The following is an 18,569-nucleotide window of genomic DNA, read 5'->3' on the forward strand; positions in this document are numbered from 1 at the left end:
CTATTAAGCCTTATAACTCTGTTGACTCACTAAATCCTTGTTGTTTACGCGCCTCTAGTGCCTCAAGTGAGCTTTTAGCGACATGTTTTAATTCATCTTTCAATTCAAAGGCATCACTTTGCTTATTATCAAGGCACAGATGCTCAATCTTTCTCGCTAAATTAGATAGGGTTCGGTTACCCAGAGCGAGTGCTGAACTGCCCAACGTGTGCGCTTCAAATTCCAAGACTTCCTTATCAGACTCATCAATCGCTTGATAGATTTTGCGCAGTCTATCCTGTGACTCCTCAATGTAATGATCGATGAGTATTGGAATTACCTCCGCAGAAGTATCTTCGATCATTTGCTTTATCACTTGTTCATCTACGAGTTCCAATTGCGTTGCATCCTCATACTGTCTATCTACAGGTATAACTTTAGTTTTATATGTGACTTCCTGCTTATTTAATGGTGAAATTTGTGGTTCTTGATCGACTTCTACATCAGGGGCCTTATCTAAGAATAGATTAATTTTATCAACTAGTTGTGAAAGTCTTAGCGGTTTCGACAGATAATCATCCATTCCTGATGCCAAGAACTTCTCTTTATCTCCGGCAAGGGAATGAGCGGTAAGGGCAATGATTGGGATATTGGCAGTTGTATCATCATCAAGGTCACGAATTGCGCGACAAGCGGTCATACCGTCCATTTGTGGCATCGAAATATCCATAAACACTAGGTCGTATTGATATTGCTTAACCATTTCAAGTGCTTCTAGACCATTTTCGGCGATATCAATTTGGCTACCGACTCGTTTAAACATTTCACGAATGACAAGCTGATTGGCTCGATTGTCTTCGGCAACAAGAATACGCGCGTCTTTGTTGATTAATTCTCGTCGAGTGTTTGTCACTGCTGAAGCGATAAGTTCATCGGCGACTTCTAAACTAATATCGAAGATGAAGGTACTGCCAATATCTGGCTCACTGGAAACACTCACTTCACCATCCATTAAGTTACATAGACGTCGACAAATCGCGAGGCCTAAACCAGAGCCTTCTTTGCTTCGAGAATAGGTTTGATCGACCATGGTAAATTCGTCAAATAGATAGTCGATGGCGCTTTGGCTGATGCCGATACCAGTATCTTGTATTTCAAATGTAATCTTGGCTTTGTTTTCTTTGAGTGTGGTTGCTCCGACTTTAATGGTGACACTGCCTTCATGAGTGAACTTAATCGCATTTCCAATCAGGTTGAGTAAGACCTGTTTTACTCGATTTTCATCGCCGTTGACTTTGCTTGGCACGCTACTTTCAATGTAACAATGCAAGATGAGGTTTTGGTTCGTCGCTGCTGGTGAAAACGAGTCGACCACACTTTCGACACAATGACGGAAATCAAATGGCTTATGCTCCAAAATTAGAGTATTCGATTCCATACGAGTGAAATCTAGAATGTCATTGATCACTGATAATAGGAAATGACCGGATTCGGTGGCGGTGTTAACCAGTTTTTTCTGTTCAGTGGTCAGATTGGTCTCTTCGAGAATATTTAGAATACCCAGAACCCCATTCATAGGTGTACGTATTTCATGGGACATAGAGGCAAGAAAACGGCTTTTTGAGTCACACGCTTGTTCGGCACCTTCACGAGCTGCCGTCAACGTTTGGTAATCTTTTTCGAGTTTGGCAGACATGTCATCGAAAGCTTTGGTTACTTCACCGAGCTCATCTTTAGAATGCTCTTGGAGTTGAAAGCCAGGGCCACGTTGCCCAACGGTGTTTACTGCGCTAGTTAAACGAGTAAGCCCACGAGTCAGGTAGGTACCCAATACGAAAGAGACAAAAGCAACAAGTATGACTTCTACGGTCGCAATACCTACAATCGCATTTTGCGCCTGAGCGAGCATGGCATTAATCGCGCCAGTTTCGAAACCAATATCGACATAGGCAAAGGGTATACCACCATTTTCGATCGGTGTTCGCAGATCGAAAATTCCATCGTCTACGCCAATCAGAGAATCGTCACTAGACATTTCACGAGCGAGGAGGTCTTTATCGCCAGCGCACGCCATGTCTTTTTCGTTACGTAATACGCGAACGTAAGCGACATCTTCGAGTGTCATAAACTGGTTGACGAGGTCATCTAAAGTGGCAAGGTCGGTTGAAAGGACAGCGTCTTTTGCTGCATGTGCGAACATGGTCGCACTTGAGTTAGCACGTTGAATTAATTGTTTCTCATTCGAATCGGACAAGAAACTCATAGCACTAAATACTAGAATCATTAACACGGTGATCTCGATGAGTGCTATACCTAATACGGTTTTTGAACGTAAGGTCATGGCTAGATCCTTTAGTCAAGTAAGGTAATATCGAGCGCTCTGACGTCATCCCAGTCGCTGTCATTAGCTTCGACGAAGCCTTTGATATTGAGTTTTTTAAGTTGCATTTTTCCCGATGCATGGTGTTCGAAATTTTGTAGTGCCCGACGAATTACACTGGCTTGAGAAGCCGATAAACGCGGATGATAGGCGATAGCGTGGGGCGTATAAGGCTTAGTTACCCATAAAGGCTTTAACTGAGCGCGTAAGTCATCAGGAAGTGAGTTAAAGGTTCTCATCACACCACCACCTGCGGAATAGAAGCCCCTCGCAACAGACAGATAAACCGAGTCATGTGATGAGACGTAGTCGGGTTCGAATTTAACCCCAGCGTGGTTTAAATCGCTCTGCGTTAAGATAGTGGCAGCGAAAGCCGCAGGTGAAGGAAATGCCAATCTTTGACTATCAAGCTGCTGTAGTGACTCGATACTTTGATCCTTACGTACCACTATAATTCCTTTAATACGTTTATCTTTTGCTTTTGCCATGGCCTTATATCCGGGCTTAGCGCTAAACACCGTGTAGTGATAAGGGTTCATGTAAGCGATATCGTACTCACCATTGGCTAAGCGTTCTTCGAAGGTCGGAATATCTGCAGCGGTACGGAATTCGATTTTTTGACCAGTTTGCTCTGATAAGTAGTCCATCACCGGGTCCCATTGCGCAGCTAAGCGGCTTGCCGATTGCTGGGGAACAACACCAAAGGTTAAGGTATCGGCGGCAAAAGAAGTACATGATGCACAAGTAATTAGGAGTAGAGTGAACTTTTTCATAATGATTACCTATGCAGATTGAGCCAAAAACTCGTTGTTAAGCACCTTTTGCGCTAAATAAGCCCGCCACTTTTGTGGAAGGAATTTAAAGCGGTCGATTTCTCTAACAATTTCTTGCCCTAGTGTTGGTTGATCTCGCAGGTTCAGCACAGTGCCTAATAGTTCAACTGAATCACTATCGAGTAATGACGTTGCTTTTCTCAGTTGGGTCGAGGAGGTTTTTCCACCCAAAACCACTAAGGCAGTTTGGTCGCACGCACTGGCGACGACTTGAGCAGGAATGTTGCCGCGATTGACATGGAGTAGTGGTGAGGTATCGAATACCACACGATCGAAATGCTGTAGCCATTTGTCGACCGTTCTTGTTAGGCAAGATGGGTCCTTATACTCAAGTAATGCCGCTTGCGTTGTAGGTATCGTCAAGCCCGTGAACAACTGATGCGTATCTGAATGAGAAATGAGAGAGCCGATTTGTTGCTGAGAAAGTGTCTGAGAAAACTCGACACCTTCAAATGCTGGGTGGTAGGTATTAAGGTCAACGACCAGCGTCTTGAGGCCAGCAAACAAGTAGCGTTCCGCCAATGCGGTTACGATAGATGTGACGCCGTCACCTGATTGACAAGCGGTCACACACAGTGAACGACATCCGCGCATTTCAGCCGCGAGATAAATCTGTTCGATTTCTGAGTGGGTTGCAGGAATAATCATTACAGCGCTCCTATTAGGACTATCGTGGTGGTGAGGCGAAGAATGTCTTCTAAACCTACACGCGCTTTCTCTAAGAAACTTTCACTTCGGTCTGGCACATAAATGGTGTCACCAGCTCTTAACACGGGCAGTTTGTAGATATTGGCTGTTTTACTGAAATCAACCAGGTCGAATACTCGGGCTTGGCCTTGACAGCAAGACATGTTGACGATCGATATCTTCTCAAGATACGCACGCTCTGAAGGACCGCCTGCTTCTGCAAGTAAATCAAGTACGGTCATATTGTCATCGAATACATAGCGACCCGGGGTATTAACTGCGCCTAATACGCGGACAGTGGACTCTTTAGAACGGTCTAACCAGATTTTATCTTTCTCAGGAATATAGATGGTGTCACCCATGGTCACGTTAGGCAGTAAGCTTTCATCACCGGTTTCGAAGTAGAGCGATAGATTGAGCTTGCTGACTTTCGAATAGCTTTTGTCACGATGAGTGATACGAATGTTGTGGATGTCGGCATCTTTGGTTGGGCCGTCAGCCGCCGACAAGATATCTAAGAAGTGCATGTCTTTAGTAAATCGGTAGCGACCTGGCGCATTCACTTGGCCAAAGACATAAATCGATGCATCTGAACTTTGGCGTACCCATTGCGATTTATTATCCGAAGGATCTTGGGGAAGATCGTGGACACGAATAATTGAGCCTGCGCTGATGTTTGGCAGTTCGCTACTTGGAGCACCGTCAATAATGAAGGCATCTAAATCAAAGATATGTAGCTGATTACCTTGGGTAACCACCTCGATTTTTGATGTGTCGGCTCTGAGTGTTGGACCGCCGACATGAGCGAGAAGGTCCATAAGATCCATTTCGTCTGACCACTCAATTCGGCCCGGACGAACCACTTCGCCAATCACACTCACCGCACGGTTAGATGCAATTTTTAGCCAAGACTTTTCATTCATGTCAGTTTTTTCAGGGACGAAAATAGCATCACCAGGGCCAATCGAAGGCGGATTGCTGCGGGTTAAGCCTTCAGTGAATGCGGTTAAATCGAACTTAACTACACGGCCATTAGCCTTAATGACGCGAATTTGGCGTGATTCTGCATACCGTGTAGGACCGCCCGCATTAGCGAGTATGTCCATGAATGATGCATTGTTCTTACCTTCATAAGCGCCTGGATGTGCGACTTCACCCATGATGTAAACTACGTTAGCACCAGCTTTGATTTCATCCTCTTGCTTTGGAACAAAGATAGTCGTACCCGGTGTTAGTGTCGGGAGTAGTGAAACATCTCCGCTATCTAAATAAGCTTTTAGGTTAAACAGCACAGGTGCGTTGTTTGAGATAACGCGAATCTGTTCAACTGACGCATAGCGAGTAACGCCACCCGCACGCATAATCACATCAACGAGGTCGGTATTGTCTTTGTAGCTGAACGAACCGGGTGCATTCACCTCACCAAAAACTTTAATCGCGGTTCGTCCGTCAGCACTATCACCGGCATTAGCGAGCTTATTCGCATCAAACTCTTGTTCAATATTCCCCACTAATGGTGAAGCAGGGACGAAGATGGTATCTAACGACTTAAGGGAAGGGAGTAGAGTTTCGTTACCAGTATCTAGGAACGATTTGTAGTTAAACGTCACCTTTTCTGAGCCACGTTTAATGAACAGATTATTAAGCTGCGCACCAGCACGAAGTCCGCCTGCAGCATGAAGTGCCATTTGAATATCGGCGCTTTTGGCTAGCGTATATTCACCGGGAGAGTTTACATAACCTTGTACCGAGACAAGAATCTGCTGTTCTGCGATATAAACAGTCGCTGATGAAAGGTCGCGGTATACTTTCTCTAGTGCTTCTTTTACAGCGACATCCAGTTGCTGTTCGCTGTAACCCGCAACATAAAGAGCCCCCACTTCTGGTAGAGTAATTCGACCACGTTTATCAACCTGGAAGCCTTTGTTTAACGTTGATTCACCAGGTAAGTTAACTTGGATTAAGTCACCGATTTGCACGCGTTCTTCATTCGCGTAAGCACAAGTAAGTGTAACGGATAGTAATGCCGCGACGATATAGTTAGTCCATTTCATGGTAGCCTCCTTGCATACGCGTCGCTGTTTTCTCTTGGGTGTCTATGACCTCAATACTGACTCTTCGATTTGTTAAGCGAACTCCGTCAGAGTCACCTTCATACAAAGGAAGTGTGTCACCGACAGATTTGGTTTGGATTCGACTCGGAGAAAGGCCAAATATGCTGAGGTAGCGTTTCACTTGTTGTGCTCGGCCCATGGCAAGCTCTTGGTTGTAACTGACATCACCAACGGAGTCAGCATGGCCTGTTACTGATATGTGAAACTTCGGATGTTCTTTAAGAATGTTCGATGCCTGCGCAAGGTGACCCATGTATTTCGGGTTTATTTCAGTCGAGTTGAAAGCGAACTGATTGTCGACGTTGAGCAAGTTGTATAACTCGTCGATGGTCGCTAAGCGTCGTTGGAATGAGCGCTCGTTCGTTGGCGGTAAACATTTTGATTGTGATGTGACGTAATCCAGTTGTAGCTCTAACTCATTCAGCCTGTTTCTTTGAATAACTAGGTCATTGGCTGCATCTAGCAGTAATCCGCCTTCAAGTTCACGTGCGATACGGGTTTGCTTCTCTAGTGCTTGAACAACGGCTGCAGGAAAACACCAACGTGCGCCTTCACGAATTAATGTATCAAGTTGTAGTTTCGCGAGTTGCCAGTCAAAGCGTAGACCGTGTTCTGGCCCTAATGGCTCATCAGGCATCACCGGAGTGAAGGAGGACTGAATATAGTTTTCAGCGATGCCTCCTCGTCCTTCTTCCGGATAGCTACTGCACCCAATTAGGCTTAGAGTGGTCGCAGCTAAGACTATGCAGTGTGTCAATGTATTCATGCCAACGTCCTTTGTTAGTGCTTTCGTGTGCCAAAGCTTTATTGTTTTAATGAGTGTGTGAGTTAACAGGGATTGCTTGGTCAATGCGTAAAAGGTTCATAATCTCAAGAGGTTGACCTGACACGTTTTCAATACGCATATTGCGTTGACGCTCTACAAGACGTTTGTACAGATAAACAATTGCGCCAACACCTGACGAATCGAGAAACTGAACTTGGCTGAAGTCGATTTCGATATCACGCTTTGCATCGTCTGCGATGATTTCATCAATGTGAGGTTGTGCGAAACGGCTGCCATCTGCGTCTAGGTTGCCATTGATGATTAATGTCGTGATCGTGTCGTTTGCGTCGATTTTACGTAGTTCCATAATGCTATCTCCGTGTTGAGTTGTAGTAACTAGAGCAGATAGCATGCCAAGGTTTAATGTTATTAAATTCAGTGACTTATTTTGCTGATTGCTAGGGTTGTCAAAATGAGAAAGGTGTTTTCTCAATTTGACAATCAAACTTTCTAACTAGATTGATCGCGCTACGGCTTATGTAACTCATAGTTCTATCACTAAATACTATTCAAGATATGTATCGGATGATTCTGCATCGAGCCTTGAACGGTGCGTAACTTCGGAATGAAAATAGCCTCATCAAATTTGTACGGGGACAGTAAATGGAATTACGCCTTTCAGCAGTAGCGATAGGGCTACTCGTTTCTACTTTAGCTGATGCCAGCACGATGCAGTCGACGGAAGCAATGGTTCCTTTGATGCTGGCTACGAGCTACCACAGTGATATCGTGATTGAAGAGTATTGGAAGAGTGAAAAGTTGGATGGTATCCGAGCGGTTTGGGATGGAAAACAATTGAAAACTCGCAATGGTCACCTGATTCATGCACCGCGTTGGTTTACAGATCCTCTACCCAAATACGCTTTAGAAGGAGAACTGTGGGCAGGTAGAGGAAACTTTCCACTTGTTCAGCAAACCGTACTTGATAAAACACCAAACGAGAAAGCATGGAAACAGATCGAATACATGCTATTTGATATCCCACACTCTGCTGGAGATTATCAAAAACGCTATTTTGGGCTAGTTCACCTCGTCTACACACTGCAAATCGATCACCTTAAATATGTTGAACATACGCCAATTTCTTCTCAAGTTGAGCTGTTTAGTTATCTAGATAGTGTCGATAGTGCTAAAGGCGAAGGTCTGATGCTGCGTAAAATCACCAGTCGATACCAAGCAGGAAGGAGTAGTGATTTACTCAAATTGAAAAAGCACCAAGATGCAGAAGCGATTGTTGTTGGCTATAAGGTTGGTAGTGGTAAGTACAAAGGTATGATGGGGGCTTTGTTAGTGCAACTAGACAGTGGCCTTCAGTTTTATATTGGCAGTGGCTTTTCTGATGAATTACGCAGAAACCCACCCGTGATAGGCACTAAGGTGACCTATAGATACAATGGCTATACCAGTAATGGGGTGCCCAAGTTCGCCCGCTATGTTCGCGAACGTGTCGAGCAATGATGAAATAAAAAAGGGTCGAATAAATCGACCCTTTTTATTTACTTCGAAGCCAGCTGTAACTGTTCGTTGTCGCTAAGCTTATGCATCCAATGTAGGCGTAAACCTAACATGATGGCGGCAGAGGATAGGCCGATAATAAAGCCAAGCCAGAAGCCTTGAGCACCCATTGGTTCGACGATCCAGTCGGTCATTGCGAGAATATAGCCAATTGGAAGGCCCAGAACCCAATAAGCGATAAACGTACGATTGAAGATTGCAGCCATATCTTTATAGCCACGCAGTGCACCCGCAGCAACGACCTGAATAGCATCTGTGATTTGGTAGATTGCGGCAAACAACAGTAGATGCAATGCCATTTTAATAACCGCGCGGTTGTCCGTATACAGCAAGGCAATTTGCTCTCTAAAAGTAATGGTTAGTAATGCTGTCATTGAGGCTAAAGCGACGGAAACGATTAGACCAACGTGTGACGCAATTCGTGCACCTTCAACGTTTTCTTCACCAAGGCGATGACCAACACGAATACTTGTCGCGGCACCGATACTCATGGGTAACATGAATACCAATGAAGAGAAGTTAATAGCAACTTGGTGAGCAGCCACAACGAGCGAGCCTAACGGTGCAACAAGCAATGCCACTACGGCAAACAGCGTTACTTCAAAAAACATAGCGGCTGCAACAGGGAAGCCTAGCTTTAATAGACGGAGTAAAGCGCCAGTATCAGGTTTGTGGAAGGTCTTAAATACTTCGACTTTCGCTAAGCGATCAGACGTTAGTACATACAGCAATAACAAAGCAAACATTATCCAGTAAACAATCGCAGTCGCCACACCACAACCAACGCCGCCTAACGCTGGTGCACCGAATTTACCGTAAACGAATATCCAGTTAAGAGGGATATTGATCAGTAAGCCGATAAAGCCAATCACCATTGCAGGTTTTGTTAATGACATCCCATCAGTCAAACTGCGTAAAGCTTGGAACAATAAGAAGGCAGGAACTGCATAAATCACCGCATGCATGTAGCCGATGGTTTTATCCGCCATCAGTTGTTCTACATCCATCAATCCCAAAATGAATTTTGTTTGTAGCAAAACTAAACAGATTGGCACAGAAATAAGCAGTGCCATTACAATGCCTTGTTGGATCTCGAAAGAGATTTTCTTCTGACGACCAGAGCCATTAAGCTGTGCGACGACTGGAACTAGCGCCATTAACAAACCAACGCCAAACAAAATAGAAGGCAGCCAAATGCTTGCTGCAATCGACACTGCGGCCATATCGGTTGCACTTACGCCACCTGCCATAACCGTATCGACAAAGCCCATGCCTGTTTGCGCGACAGATGCAATAAGCACAGGAGTCGCGAGTTTAATCAAGGTATTTGCTTCAGTTTTATAACGATGCAAAGGAGAACTCCAAACTAGGTAATCGAGAATAAGGCTAGGGGAAAGAGATGGAAAGCCTTACTCTCATCAAAGAGAAAATGTTTGTGTGCGATGATAAAGAAATGTCACACTAAGCGCTAATAAAAACTAACGGAAACGGACAATGTTTACTGGAATTGTGCAAGGAATGGCAGAAGTTGTTGCCATCAAGAAGAAAGATAAATTTCAAACCCATACAGTAAAGCTAACGGATGAGTTGAGTCATGGCTTAGCCATTGGCGCTTCCGTTGCTCATAATGGTTGCTGTTTAACGGTTACCCGCATAGAAGATGATTTAATCGACTTCGATTTAATGCAAGCAACGCTGGCATTGACCAACCTTGGATCTCTAACAGAAGGCGATTCTGTCAATATAGAGAGAGCGGCGAAGTTTGGTGACGAAATTGGCGGTCACTCTATGTCTGGGCATATTAGTTTAGTCGGTGAAGTTGTTGAAGTGATTGATTCACCAAACAACCGCACGATCTGGTTTGAGATTCCAGAAGATAAAATTAAGTATGTGTTAGCGAAAGGCTATATCGGCTTAGATGGTTGTTCTCTCACGATTGGTGAGGTCGAACAAAATCGTTTTTCTGTTCATCTTATCCCTGAAACGCTAGAACGCACTCTTTTCGGTGTGCGTAAAGTCGGCGATAAGATTAATGTTGAGTTTGATCCTCAAACTCAAGCGATAGTTGATACTGTCGAGCGCGTGTTAGCGAATAAAAACCTAGCTTAGTACTCAAAATAAAAATAGGTAGCTGTTTATGGCAGCTACCTATTACTTCGGTGGATAAGAACACGTTAATTGTGCGTAATTGACGGATGTGAAGTTGGCTAACTAGAAAATTTGTTCGTCATCGGCATCAATGAGAAGGTCGATCTGATCCATTTGTTCATTGACTGTCATCGTTAAGTGAATGGCGTGGCAACATGCTGGACAATCATCATAGAAATTTTGATTGCCATTGGATGCATCTAACGTGATACCTATAGTGTGTCCGCAATGAGGGCAGGAAACCATTTTTTCAGTGTAATTACGCATAACTCTATTCCTTACATCTTTATACCATCTCTAGAGAAACCAGTTTTTGAGAAACTCCCTGTAGACATAGTAATAATATGCTCAGAAGTTAGTGTTAGACCTGAATTAAGTGCAAAAGTTGATAGAGCTAAAGAAATATTAATTTGGCCCTTATTAAGGTCACCAAAGAACAGGCTCCAGTTTGACAATTACAAGATTCTAAATATCTAACTCATTGTAAGGTAAGAAATATTTACAATTAATATAATAAAATCTGTTTTATTAGTTTCTGTGATTGATCTAGGTAGTGTCCACCAAACTGATTGTAGTGGTTAAGCAGATGGTACAGGTTGTAGATGTCTTTACGCTCACTGTAACCTAAATCGAGTGGAGCGACACTTTCATAGCCTTGATAGAATTCAGCTTGGAATCCTTCGAACAGCTCGGTCATGGCAATATCACACTCACGGTCACCCCAGTAACAGGCTGGATCATAACAAATAGCACCGAATACGGAGTTTGCGACATTTCCGTGCCATAAATCGCCGTGGAGTAGGGCGGGTTTGGGATGGTGATTGGCTAAGCGGTTTTGCACCAGTTGGGTAAACTCACCAATATCAACAAGATCAATGCCTTTCTCTCGCAATAGTTGAAGCTGCCATCCGATGCGCTGCTCAGCAAAAAATCGTGCCCACTTTCGGTCCCATTTATTCGGCTGTAAGGTAGCGCCAATATAGTTATCTTGATCAAGCCCGTACTCTTTTTGCTCACCCCATTGATGAAGGCGAGCGAGTTGCTGACCAAAGGAAAAACTATTCTTACTATCATCGAGTGGTTTAGTCGGTAGGTAGTTTAGTACTATGAATGAGTGATCTTTCGATGTTCCGGTGAGAACAAGCTCAGGAACAAACACCGTCCGGCTATCGTGCAATAGACGGATATTTTCTGCTTCAACTTCGAACTTGGTTAAGAAGTCACGTCTATTTACCTTAACGAAATAGCGCTGCTCACCATCCGAAATCATATAGCAATCATTAATATCTCCCCCATGGACCTTCGTTTTTTCTTTAATTTCATAAGAAAATAATAAAACCTCAGATAACTGTTTAGAGATGGCTTGCCACATAACATATCCTGCGTCCGGTTCGATATATTTACAGTGTAGAATATGCTGATGGTGAATTCTGATTCATAGTGCAAAAAATTCAACCATTTACTGAATTTGTACAGCGCATTGGTGAAAGTGTGATTTATGTCAGGACATAAACTTGTCTCGTTATTTATTGTTGCCTGACAGGTTTGTGTTGTTATCATCCTCAATTTACTATTTGAAGTGACATCCGCTATATTGAATCGGATGAATAAATTATCAGCAACTGATTCGGTGTGAGTTGTGTATTCTTATTGATATGTCTTACTATTATTAGGGTGGAACTCGCCGAGTTCGCAATTTTGGAGATAAACAGTGGTTGTAGAAACCGATGGTTACTTGGCTCTTATTGAGCACTTAGCTTTTAATCTAGACGTATTTGCTTCCGATGACGGAGATACGGGCTCAGAAAGTGTAGAAGATGTTGTAACCGACATGGTCGCGAGTAATATTATGGCCATATTCGAACAAAATCCAGAACTCCATTCGAGTGTCCGTTTCCAGTTACTCAAAGAAGCAGACTCAGTTGTAGAAGATTTAGGAGAAGTATTGGCTGGTGTTTGGACAAGGCCTGCAACTAATGAGCAAATAGGGTTTCTCGATGAGTACATCGCCCTGTTAAAAAACTTATTTGATTCTGCTGTCGCTAAGTACGATTGATTTCGCTTTCGACCTAGTTTGTTTGTGGTGAATAAGCAACTCGTCGAATGTGCCAATACTTCGAAGCCCAGTAAGGGTTGTCTAACCTTGAAATAATCACACCTTTTGAGGTTGAGGCATGCATAAATTGTTTATTGCCTAGATAAACACCCACATGACGGGTTTTGGGGGTCGTTTTGAAAAAGACGAGATCCCCAATCTCTGCATCTTCATATTCTATTTCCTCTCCGACCTTAACTTGCGCAAGTGTTGTGCGCGGAATCTTAAGCCCCAGCGCTTTTTCATATGCTGTTTGTACGAACGCCGAGCAGTCCACACCATTTAGCGACGTGCCTCCCAAGCGATAAGGGGCACCTTGCCATATCTTATAAACATCCAAGAAAGAGTTCTTAATATTTGCTTGTTCAACAGTGATAGGCTTAGCTTCTACCAGCGCGTTTTCAAAGTCTGGTCTGCTTGAACAGCCAAGCAAGAGGGAAGTGGCCAGCAGCAATTTACTGGTGATCACAAACCGCAGTTTTTCCTTAATGCCTAGTTCTGTACAACTGAAGTTTAGCAAACGGGTCATAGTATTCCTTCAATAAAATATTCGTATTAGAACTTTCTGCTACACGGTAATGATATCGTAAGTTCAAATGATACTAACTAAATTTCGTTAGCGACAAAAACCACAAGCGATGCTGCATAAGTACGTGATCTAATCATTACGAAATGGTTGAGTAAGCATCCTGTCAATTCGCTGCTCCTTAGGACGTTGGAATTGTGGTATGCCAATCAATACCTTATCGTGTCCCGCCATCGGTTGGGCGCGATAGGTCCCAAACCATCTGTCCCACACTGACAAAAAGAAACCAAAGTTAGAATGGGTTTCTTTGGCGAGCACTGAGTGATGAACACGGTGCATGTCTGGTGTAACGACGATTTTTCTTAATATACGGTCGAGCTTGAGTGGCAGGTAAGCATTGCTGTGGTTGAACATTGCGCTGGCGTTTAGCACGATTTCGAAGATGATGACCGCGAGCGGGGGAACACCTAGTACAAGGATCAAACCGACCTTAATCCACATCGATAGGATAATTTCGATGGGATGGAAACGGCTCCCGGTCGTAACATCAATATCTTGATCGGCATGGTGCATACGATGTAAGCGCCATAGCAGGGGAACACGATGAAACACCATATGTTGAAGGTAAATAGCGAAATCCATCAGCAAAACAGAAAGAGCAATGAGTGCAGGATAAGGAATAAAGTCGATAGAGTGAAATAGCCCAAGTTGTTGTTGCTGTGCATAAACAGCAGTCTCATAGGCTAAGATTGGCATAAATAAGGCTAAACAGACGGAATTGAATGCCACTAAGCCTAGGTTGTTCAACCATCGATAGATCTTACTTTGCGTAAGTGTTTTTCTTGGCACTGCCCACTCCCAGAACGCGCATAAGAACAGTACGCTGACGAAAAAGCTTAAACGAATCAATTCTGGGTTCTGCATTCTTACTAATCCTTGCAACTGAAAAATGGGAGGGTACACTTGCTCCCCCTGTTTATTATCTACGATACGCCATGAGAATCCACGCCTTTCATCACTTGTATCAGCAACGCCTAGAGCGTTCAACTAAGCCGTTTAACGCACGTGGGAGTAAAGTCTCTCGTTGTCAATACTGCCAAGTCTCACAAAAAGACTGCCTTTGTCAGTATCAGCCTGATATTGAGAGTGACTTAGCTGTGATGTTGCTGATGTCGGAAAATGAAGTGTTTAAGCCTAGTAATACGGGTCGATTGATTCTCGATACGGTCAAAGAAGGGTATGCATTTCAATGGAGTCGCACAGAACCTGAGCAAGAGATGTTGGATCTACTAGAAAATCCAGACTATCAACCGATTGTTGTCTTCCCCGCCGAATATGTTGAAGACAAGAGTCGGTTACTATTTAGCGATCAGACACCGCCAGAGTCAGATAAAAAGCCGCTACTTATTTTCTTGGATGGGAGTTGGCGTGAAGCAAGGCGTATCTTCAAGAAGTCACCTTATTTAGATTCTTTACCTGTACTGTCAATCAGCCCTACAGAAGTGTCTCAATACATGATGAGGCGTTCTGAGAACGAGCAACATCTCGCAACAGCAGAAGTTGCGATTTTAGTATTTAAAGAGTTAGGGCAGTTGAAAGTCTCTGAAACATTATCTGCTTGGTTTAATGTTTTTAGAGAGTCATACATGAACAGTAAAACACGCCACAAACCTGATGAATCTCGACCGGCCCTGAAACAATTCTTAGCACAATTCGGAAACGAGAAATCACTCTAATATTTGCGCTTTGGTTGGATAGAGAGTGCGCACTTAACTCTATCTCACAGCTAAACTGGTTCTAAATCACAGTTTGTAGGCGTAGCAATATGGATAATGAAAAAATTAGAAATTTTATGAATATTGTCTGGGAGAGATGAAATGTACTACGGCTTTGACGTTGGTGGCACTAAGATTGAGTTTGGTGCGTTTAACGATAAGTTGGAAAGAGTGGCGACAGAGCGCACTCCAACACCAACCGAAGACTATGAGCAATTAGTCGAAACCATCGCTGGTTTAGTTAATAAGTATGACCAAGAGTTTGGTTGCGAAGGTAAAATTGGCTTAGGTCTACCAGGTATGGAAGATGCCGATGATGGTACTGTTCTGACGGTTAATGTTCCCGCTGCAAAAGGTAAGTCGTTACGCGCAGACCTTGAAGCGAAAATTGGTCGTAGTGTTAAAATTGAAAACGACGCTAACTGTTTCGCCTTATCTGAAGCGTGGGATGACGAATTAAAAGATCAACCTTCAGTTATGGGTCTTATCCTTGGTACTGGTTTCGGTGGCGGTTTAATTTATGATGGCGCTGTTTTCTCTGGACGTAACCACGTTGCCGGTGAGATTGGCCATACGCGTTTACCGCTAGATGCTTGGTTCCATTTAGGTGACAACGCACCTTTATTAGGTTGTGGTTGTGGTAAGAAAGGCTGCCTAGATAGCTACCTTTCTGGCCGTGGTTTTGAGCTGATTTACTCTCACTACTTTGGTGAAGAGAAGAAAGCAATTGAGATCATCAACGCATACCAAGAAGGTGAATCGAAAGCACTTGAACATGTTGAGCGTTTCATGGAGCTGTTGGCGATTTGCTTTGCTAATATCTTTACTGCGAATGACCCACATGTGGTTGCACTTGGCGGTGGCTTATCAAACTTCGAACTTATTTACGAAGAGATGCCAAAGCGTGTGCCTAAGTATCTTCTGTCAGTTGCTAAATGCCCTAAGATCGTCAAAGCGAAGCACGGTGATTCAGGCGGTGTTCGTGGCGCGGCATTCTTGAATATCAAGTAATAGAACTAAAAAAGAGCTTGCTACGGCAAGCTCTTTTTTGTGGTTGATAAAGTAAAGATTAGTAACTGTGCTCGTTGTATTTTTCAAGCAATGTCATGGCCTTATCGAAAGGAACCGGCTTACTAATATAGTAGCCTTGGATATAACGACAACCCATTGACTCAAGCAACTCAAGTTGTTGTTTAGTTTCAACGCCTTCCGCAATGACATCAAGCCCTAACTGACTCGCGAGCAGATTGACCGATTCCACTAGCACGGCATTGTTTTTATCACTTTCAATATCACGAATAAACGAACGATCAATTTTTAATAGATCGACGGTATTTTTCATTAAATTAGAGAATGACGCAAAGCCAGTACCGAAGTCATCCAGTGCCAATTTAAGCCCACGCTTTCTTAAACTCGCCAATAATTCTTGTACTTGAGGTTTATCTTCAAGCGGGATCGACTCTGTGATTTCGATAATGACATCTTGGGTAGTTAACCCCGATTGATCCAATTGGTTGATGATAGAGCAGGCATCGATATTCTCATTGAGTAATTCTTCAATCGAGCGGTTGACTGATATTGCGATCGACTCAAACCCTAATGCTTTCATCGATAGAATATCGTTACACACTTTTTTGAGGATCAAGTTACCTAATTGGGAGATATAGCCAAGCTCTTCCGCAATTGGGATAAACTCAAATGGGAAAATGTTTTGATCACCTTCGACCCAGCGAGCAAGAGCCTCAAACTTAACAATAGTTCGAGTTTGTAAGTCATAGATAGGTTGATATTCAACATGCAAGCGCTCTTCATCCAAGGCCTGTTTAAGCAATATGCCGAGCTGATGCTTGCGCTCAACATATTGCTCTAAGTAGTCTGAGTATCTCACTGTACTAGGGGGCAGTTGGGATTTTGCTTCTTCAAGCGCGTAGTACGCTTTAGTTAATGGATGCGTATTGCTGGTGGATTCAACTGGAATGGAATAACCAATATTAACGGCTAAGTTCATGCTCTTGCCATCAATAGTAAACTCTTCTTCGATCGTTGACCGGATGGTTGAAATAAGCTGATCGATATCGGACACGTTGGCTAAATTCCATGCGAGTGCAAACTGATCGGCGCCATAGCGACAGATATTCACCTTTTCTGCATTGTAATTGGTATACAGAATCTGACCGACGTAGCTAAGCACCTTGTTACCAAACTCTTCGCCATAGAGGTTATTTATCTCAGAGAAACGACTAATGTCGACCAGTAGCACCACAAGGTCAGGGTAGTCCTCTAGCATCTGAATAAACTTGGTGCGAGTCATCAACCCGGTGAAGTCTTGCTTGTTCCGGTATTTGAGTAGCTCGTTCTCAATCGATTTTTTATAACTTAGGTCATCAAAAATGGCGATGTAATTTTGAATATCTCCCTTGCGTCCTCTAACCACATGAATAGAGAGTTGCTCAGGGTAAATAGCGCCTGATTTGGTTTTGTTCCACACTTCACCAGACCAACGGTCGCTCGATTCAATCGACTGCCACATCGTCTTATAGAATTTGCGGTCATGTATATCAGAGCTGAACGTCGAAGGAGGCTGGTTATACATTTCTTGGAGAGTGTAGCCAGTGATCTCTTCAGCTTTCGAGTTCATGTTTATGATGAGGTTATTCGCGTCGGTCAGAATAACGCCGCTGCTGGACAACTCGATAACACGCTTGGCGATGAGGTGGTCATTTACAAGCTCAGATATATCCGAAATATTTCGAATGTTCCCTTCAATACGGTTCAATGAACCATTAGGGTGATAAAGCTTGCTGTAGGTGATCTCCAAATCAAGGTTAGACTTGGAATCTTCACTATGAATAATCGTGGTTGTCACTTGCTCATGTTCACAATCGTTTGCCAAAAGCTTGTTGTATTGCTCACATGATTTAAATATGTAGTGATTGAAAAACTCGTAAAACGATAATTTTGTATCGATGGATAAGCTAAACATCGTATTTAAGTTGGAAGAGTATTTGAATTTGTCTTTCTCTACATCCCAGCGCCAAGAGCAAGATTGAGTGATCTGTTCCGAACGTTGTAACTGGCGCAGTAGTGTATTTTTTTGCCGAGTCAAACTGTGCTGAAGAATCGCCTTTCCGACCAAAAAACCGATGGTAAGCAGCCAATCTTCATCGAGAGATTCCACTGTGAGAGTATCATCAAATAGCAGAGCCAGTACGCCCACGATTGTTCCATCCGTGGATTGAAGTGGGATTCCAACGTAACTTTCAGCATTTAAGTGCTGCAGTGCAATGTCTTCAGGAAAACGCTGTTGAATCTGAGAAGGATATGTACAGATACGTTTATCATTCAGTACTTGTTCACAGGGGCTTCCGACTAAGCTGTACGAGATGTTGGAAGCCATTTCACCTTTGACTAAATAATGAAGTGTGTTGGCCAACTTAGAGTGTAAATCGTATTCGGCTATAAGACAGTGCGTTGGTTGGTAACGAGAATAAACTTCTTTAAGACAGTTGGCGTAAAGCTCTTCTTCATTGTGGGAGAAGATAACACCCTTGATGAGGGAGTCCATCGAAAGCTAATTTCCTATTGTTTAAACATTATAAGTAAAGATTATGAATCTTTGTTGATAGGATATCAGTTTGATATTTAACGTGCGACGATCTCGATAACAATAATGAAATAATTGGCACAAAGG

17 protein-coding genes are annotated in these 18,569 nt (G+C 43.3%); 5 read left to right on the forward strand and 12 right to left on the reverse strand.

Features of this window, described 5'->3' with window-relative positions; translation table 11 throughout:
- Positions 1-10 precede the first annotated feature (10 nt).
- The 6 genes from ACU01J_RS11155 to ACU01J_RS11180 are packed head-to-tail and all read right to left on the reverse strand — an operon-like array spanning position 11 to position 7,126.
- A complete protein-coding gene (locus tag ACU01J_RS11155) occupies positions 11-2,320 on the reverse strand; it encodes an ATP-binding protein (RefSeq protein WP_481085781.1) in 2,310 nt (769 codons plus the stop codon).
- Between the two features lie 11 nt (positions 2,321-2,331).
- Entirely contained in the window at positions 2,332-3,132 is an 801-nt protein-coding gene (locus tag ACU01J_RS11160; protein WP_481085782.1) for a PhnD/SsuA/transferrin family substrate-binding protein, read from the reverse strand.
- Between the two features lie 9 nt (positions 3,133-3,141).
- Positions 3,142-3,840 (reverse strand): P-loop NTPase family protein, encoded by a 699-nt coding sequence (locus ACU01J_RS11165; RefSeq protein ID WP_481085783.1) that lies wholly within the window; start codon positions 3,838-3,840, stop codon positions 3,142-3,144.
- Positions 3,840-5,933, reverse strand: a complete 2,094-nt coding sequence (locus tag ACU01J_RS11170; protein WP_481085784.1) for an SLBB domain-containing protein — start codon at positions 5,931-5,933, stop codon at positions 3,840-3,842. The genes ACU01J_RS11165 and ACU01J_RS11170 overlap by 1 nt, the downstream gene beginning before the upstream one ends.
- A complete protein-coding gene (locus tag ACU01J_RS11175; protein WP_481085785.1) occupies positions 5,920-6,759 on the reverse strand; it encodes an OmpA family protein in 840 nt (279 codons plus the stop codon). The genes ACU01J_RS11170 and ACU01J_RS11175 overlap by 14 nt, the downstream gene beginning before the upstream one ends.
- A 46-nt stretch (positions 6,760-6,805) precedes the next feature.
- Entirely contained in the window at positions 6,806-7,126 is a 321-nt protein-coding gene (locus tag ACU01J_RS11180; RefSeq protein ID WP_481085786.1) for an STAS domain-containing protein, read from the reverse strand.
- 296 nt (positions 7,127-7,422) lie between these two features.
- Here ACU01J_RS11180 and ACU01J_RS11185 point away from each other — a divergent pair, with 296 nt between their 5' ends.
- A complete protein-coding gene (locus ACU01J_RS11185) occupies positions 7,423-8,277 on the forward strand; it encodes a DNA ligase (protein WP_481085787.1) in 855 nt (284 codons plus the stop codon).
- A gap of 38 nt (positions 8,278-8,315) precedes the next feature.
- On the opposite strand, the gene ACU01J_RS11190 is transcribed toward ACU01J_RS11185, so the two are convergent.
- Complete coding sequence (locus ACU01J_RS11190) at positions 8,316-9,686, reverse strand: MATE family efflux transporter (RefSeq protein WP_481085788.1); 1,371 nt, start codon at positions 9,684-9,686, stop codon at positions 8,316-8,318.
- A 142-nt stretch (positions 9,687-9,828) separates the two neighbouring features.
- Here ACU01J_RS11190 and ACU01J_RS11195 point away from each other — a divergent pair, with 142 nt between their 5' ends.
- Positions 9,829-10,443: a riboflavin synthase subunit alpha gene (locus tag ACU01J_RS11195; RefSeq protein WP_481085789.1), complete on the forward strand. Its 615-nt coding sequence runs from the start codon at positions 9,829-9,831 to the stop codon at positions 10,441-10,443.
- Between the two features lie 102 nt (positions 10,444-10,545).
- Here ACU01J_RS11195 and ACU01J_RS11200 read toward each other — a convergent pair whose 3' ends face one another.
- Both ACU01J_RS11200 and ACU01J_RS11205 read right to left on the reverse strand, forming a co-directional pair.
- Positions 10,546-10,749: a CPXCG motif-containing cysteine-rich protein gene (locus tag ACU01J_RS11200; RefSeq protein WP_394125521.1), complete on the reverse strand. Its 204-nt coding sequence runs from the start codon at positions 10,747-10,749 to the stop codon at positions 10,546-10,548.
- A gap of 238 nt (positions 10,750-10,987) precedes the next feature.
- On the reverse strand, positions 10,988-11,854 hold the full coding sequence (locus ACU01J_RS11205; RefSeq protein ID WP_481085790.1) for a fructosamine kinase family protein: 867 nt from the start codon (positions 11,852-11,854) through the stop codon (positions 10,988-10,990).
- 339 nt (positions 11,855-12,193) lie between these two features.
- Between ACU01J_RS11205 and ACU01J_RS11210 the strand changes: the two genes are divergently transcribed.
- A complete protein-coding gene (locus ACU01J_RS11210; protein WP_481085791.1) occupies positions 12,194-12,538 on the forward strand; it encodes a DUF3802 family protein in 345 nt (114 codons plus the stop codon).
- A 13-nt stretch (positions 12,539-12,551) separates the two neighbouring features.
- Here the strand turns inward: ACU01J_RS11210 and ACU01J_RS11215 are convergent, their stop codons facing one another.
- Positions 12,552-13,106, reverse strand: coding sequence for a C40 family peptidase (locus ACU01J_RS11215; protein WP_481085792.1), 555 nt, complete (start codon positions 13,104-13,106; stop codon positions 12,552-12,554).
- Positions 13,107-13,235: 129 nt separating this feature from the next.
- Positions 13,236-14,027 (reverse strand): sterol desaturase family protein, encoded by a 792-nt coding sequence (locus tag ACU01J_RS11220; protein WP_481085793.1) that lies wholly within the window; start codon positions 14,025-14,027, stop codon positions 13,236-13,238.
- Positions 14,028-14,098: 71 nt separating this feature from the next.
- Between ACU01J_RS11220 and ACU01J_RS11225 the strand changes: the two genes are divergently transcribed.
- A complete protein-coding gene (locus ACU01J_RS11225; RefSeq protein WP_481085794.1) occupies positions 14,099-14,839 on the forward strand; it encodes a tRNA-uridine aminocarboxypropyltransferase in 741 nt (246 codons plus the stop codon).
- Between the two features lie 141 nt (positions 14,840-14,980).
- Entirely contained in the window at positions 14,981-15,889 is a 909-nt protein-coding gene (nagK, locus tag ACU01J_RS11230; protein ID WP_481085795.1) for an N-acetylglucosamine kinase, read from the forward strand.
- A gap of 58 nt (positions 15,890-15,947) precedes the next feature.
- Here nagK and ACU01J_RS11235 read toward each other — a convergent pair whose 3' ends face one another.
- The gene (locus ACU01J_RS11235; protein WP_481085796.1) at positions 15,948-18,443 is read right to left on the reverse strand and encodes a sensor domain-containing phosphodiesterase; all 2,496 of its coding nucleotides are present in this window, start codon (positions 18,441-18,443) and stop codon (positions 15,948-15,950) included.
- Positions 18,444-18,569: the final 126 nt, after the last annotated feature.

The organism is Vibrio sp. 2433-A1, from assembly GCF_056726085.1.

Excerpts from the sequence above, each read along its gene's own strand:
- ACU01J_RS11155 (WP_481085781.1), bottom strand. The coding sequence starts at position 2,320 with ATGACCTTACGTTCAAAAACCGTATTAGGTATAGCACTCATCGAGATC.
- ACU01J_RS11160 (WP_481085782.1), bottom strand. The coding sequence starts at position 3,132 with ATGAAAAAGTTCACTCTACTCCTAATTACTTGTGCATCATGTACTTCT.
- ACU01J_RS11165 (WP_481085783.1), bottom strand. The coding sequence starts at position 3,840 with ATGATTATTCCTGCAACCCACTCAGAAATCGAACAGATTTATCTCGCG.
- ACU01J_RS11170 (WP_481085784.1), bottom strand. The coding sequence starts at position 5,933 with ATGAAATGGACTAACTATATCGTCGCGGCATTACTATCCGTTACACTT.
- ACU01J_RS11175 (WP_481085785.1), bottom strand. The coding sequence starts at position 6,759 with ATGAATACATTGACACACTGCATAGTCTTAGCTGCGACCACTCTAAGC.
- ACU01J_RS11180 (WP_481085786.1), bottom strand. The coding sequence starts at position 7,126 with ATGGAACTACGTAAAATCGACGCAAACGACACGATCACGACATTAATC.
- ACU01J_RS11185 (WP_481085787.1), top strand. The coding sequence starts at position 7,423 with ATGGAATTACGCCTTTCAGCAGTAGCGATAGGGCTACTCGTTTCTACT.
- ACU01J_RS11195 (WP_481085789.1), top strand. The coding sequence starts at position 9,829 with ATGTTTACTGGAATTGTGCAAGGAATGGCAGAAGTTGTTGCCATCAAG.
- ACU01J_RS11200 (WP_394125521.1), bottom strand. The coding sequence starts at position 10,749 with ATGCGTAATTACACTGAAAAAATGGTTTCCTGCCCTCATTGCGGACAC.
- ACU01J_RS11205 (WP_481085790.1), bottom strand. The coding sequence starts at position 11,854 with ATGTGGCAAGCCATCTCTAAACAGTTATCTGAGGTTTTATTATTTTCT.
- ACU01J_RS11215 (WP_481085792.1), bottom strand. The coding sequence starts at position 13,106 with ATGACCCGTTTGCTAAACTTCAGTTGTACAGAACTAGGCATTAAGGAA.
- ACU01J_RS11220 (WP_481085793.1), bottom strand. The coding sequence starts at position 14,027 with ATGCAGAACCCAGAATTGATTCGTTTAAGCTTTTTCGTCAGCGTACTG.
- ACU01J_RS11225 (WP_481085794.1), top strand. The coding sequence starts at position 14,099 with ATGAGAATCCACGCCTTTCATCACTTGTATCAGCAACGCCTAGAGCGT.
- nagK (WP_481085795.1), top strand. The coding sequence starts at position 14,981 with ATGTACTACGGCTTTGACGTTGGTGGCACTAAGATTGAGTTTGGTGCG.
- ACU01J_RS11235 (WP_481085796.1), bottom strand. The coding sequence starts at position 18,443 with ATGGACTCCCTCATCAAGGGTGTTATCTTCTCCCACAATGAAGAAGAG.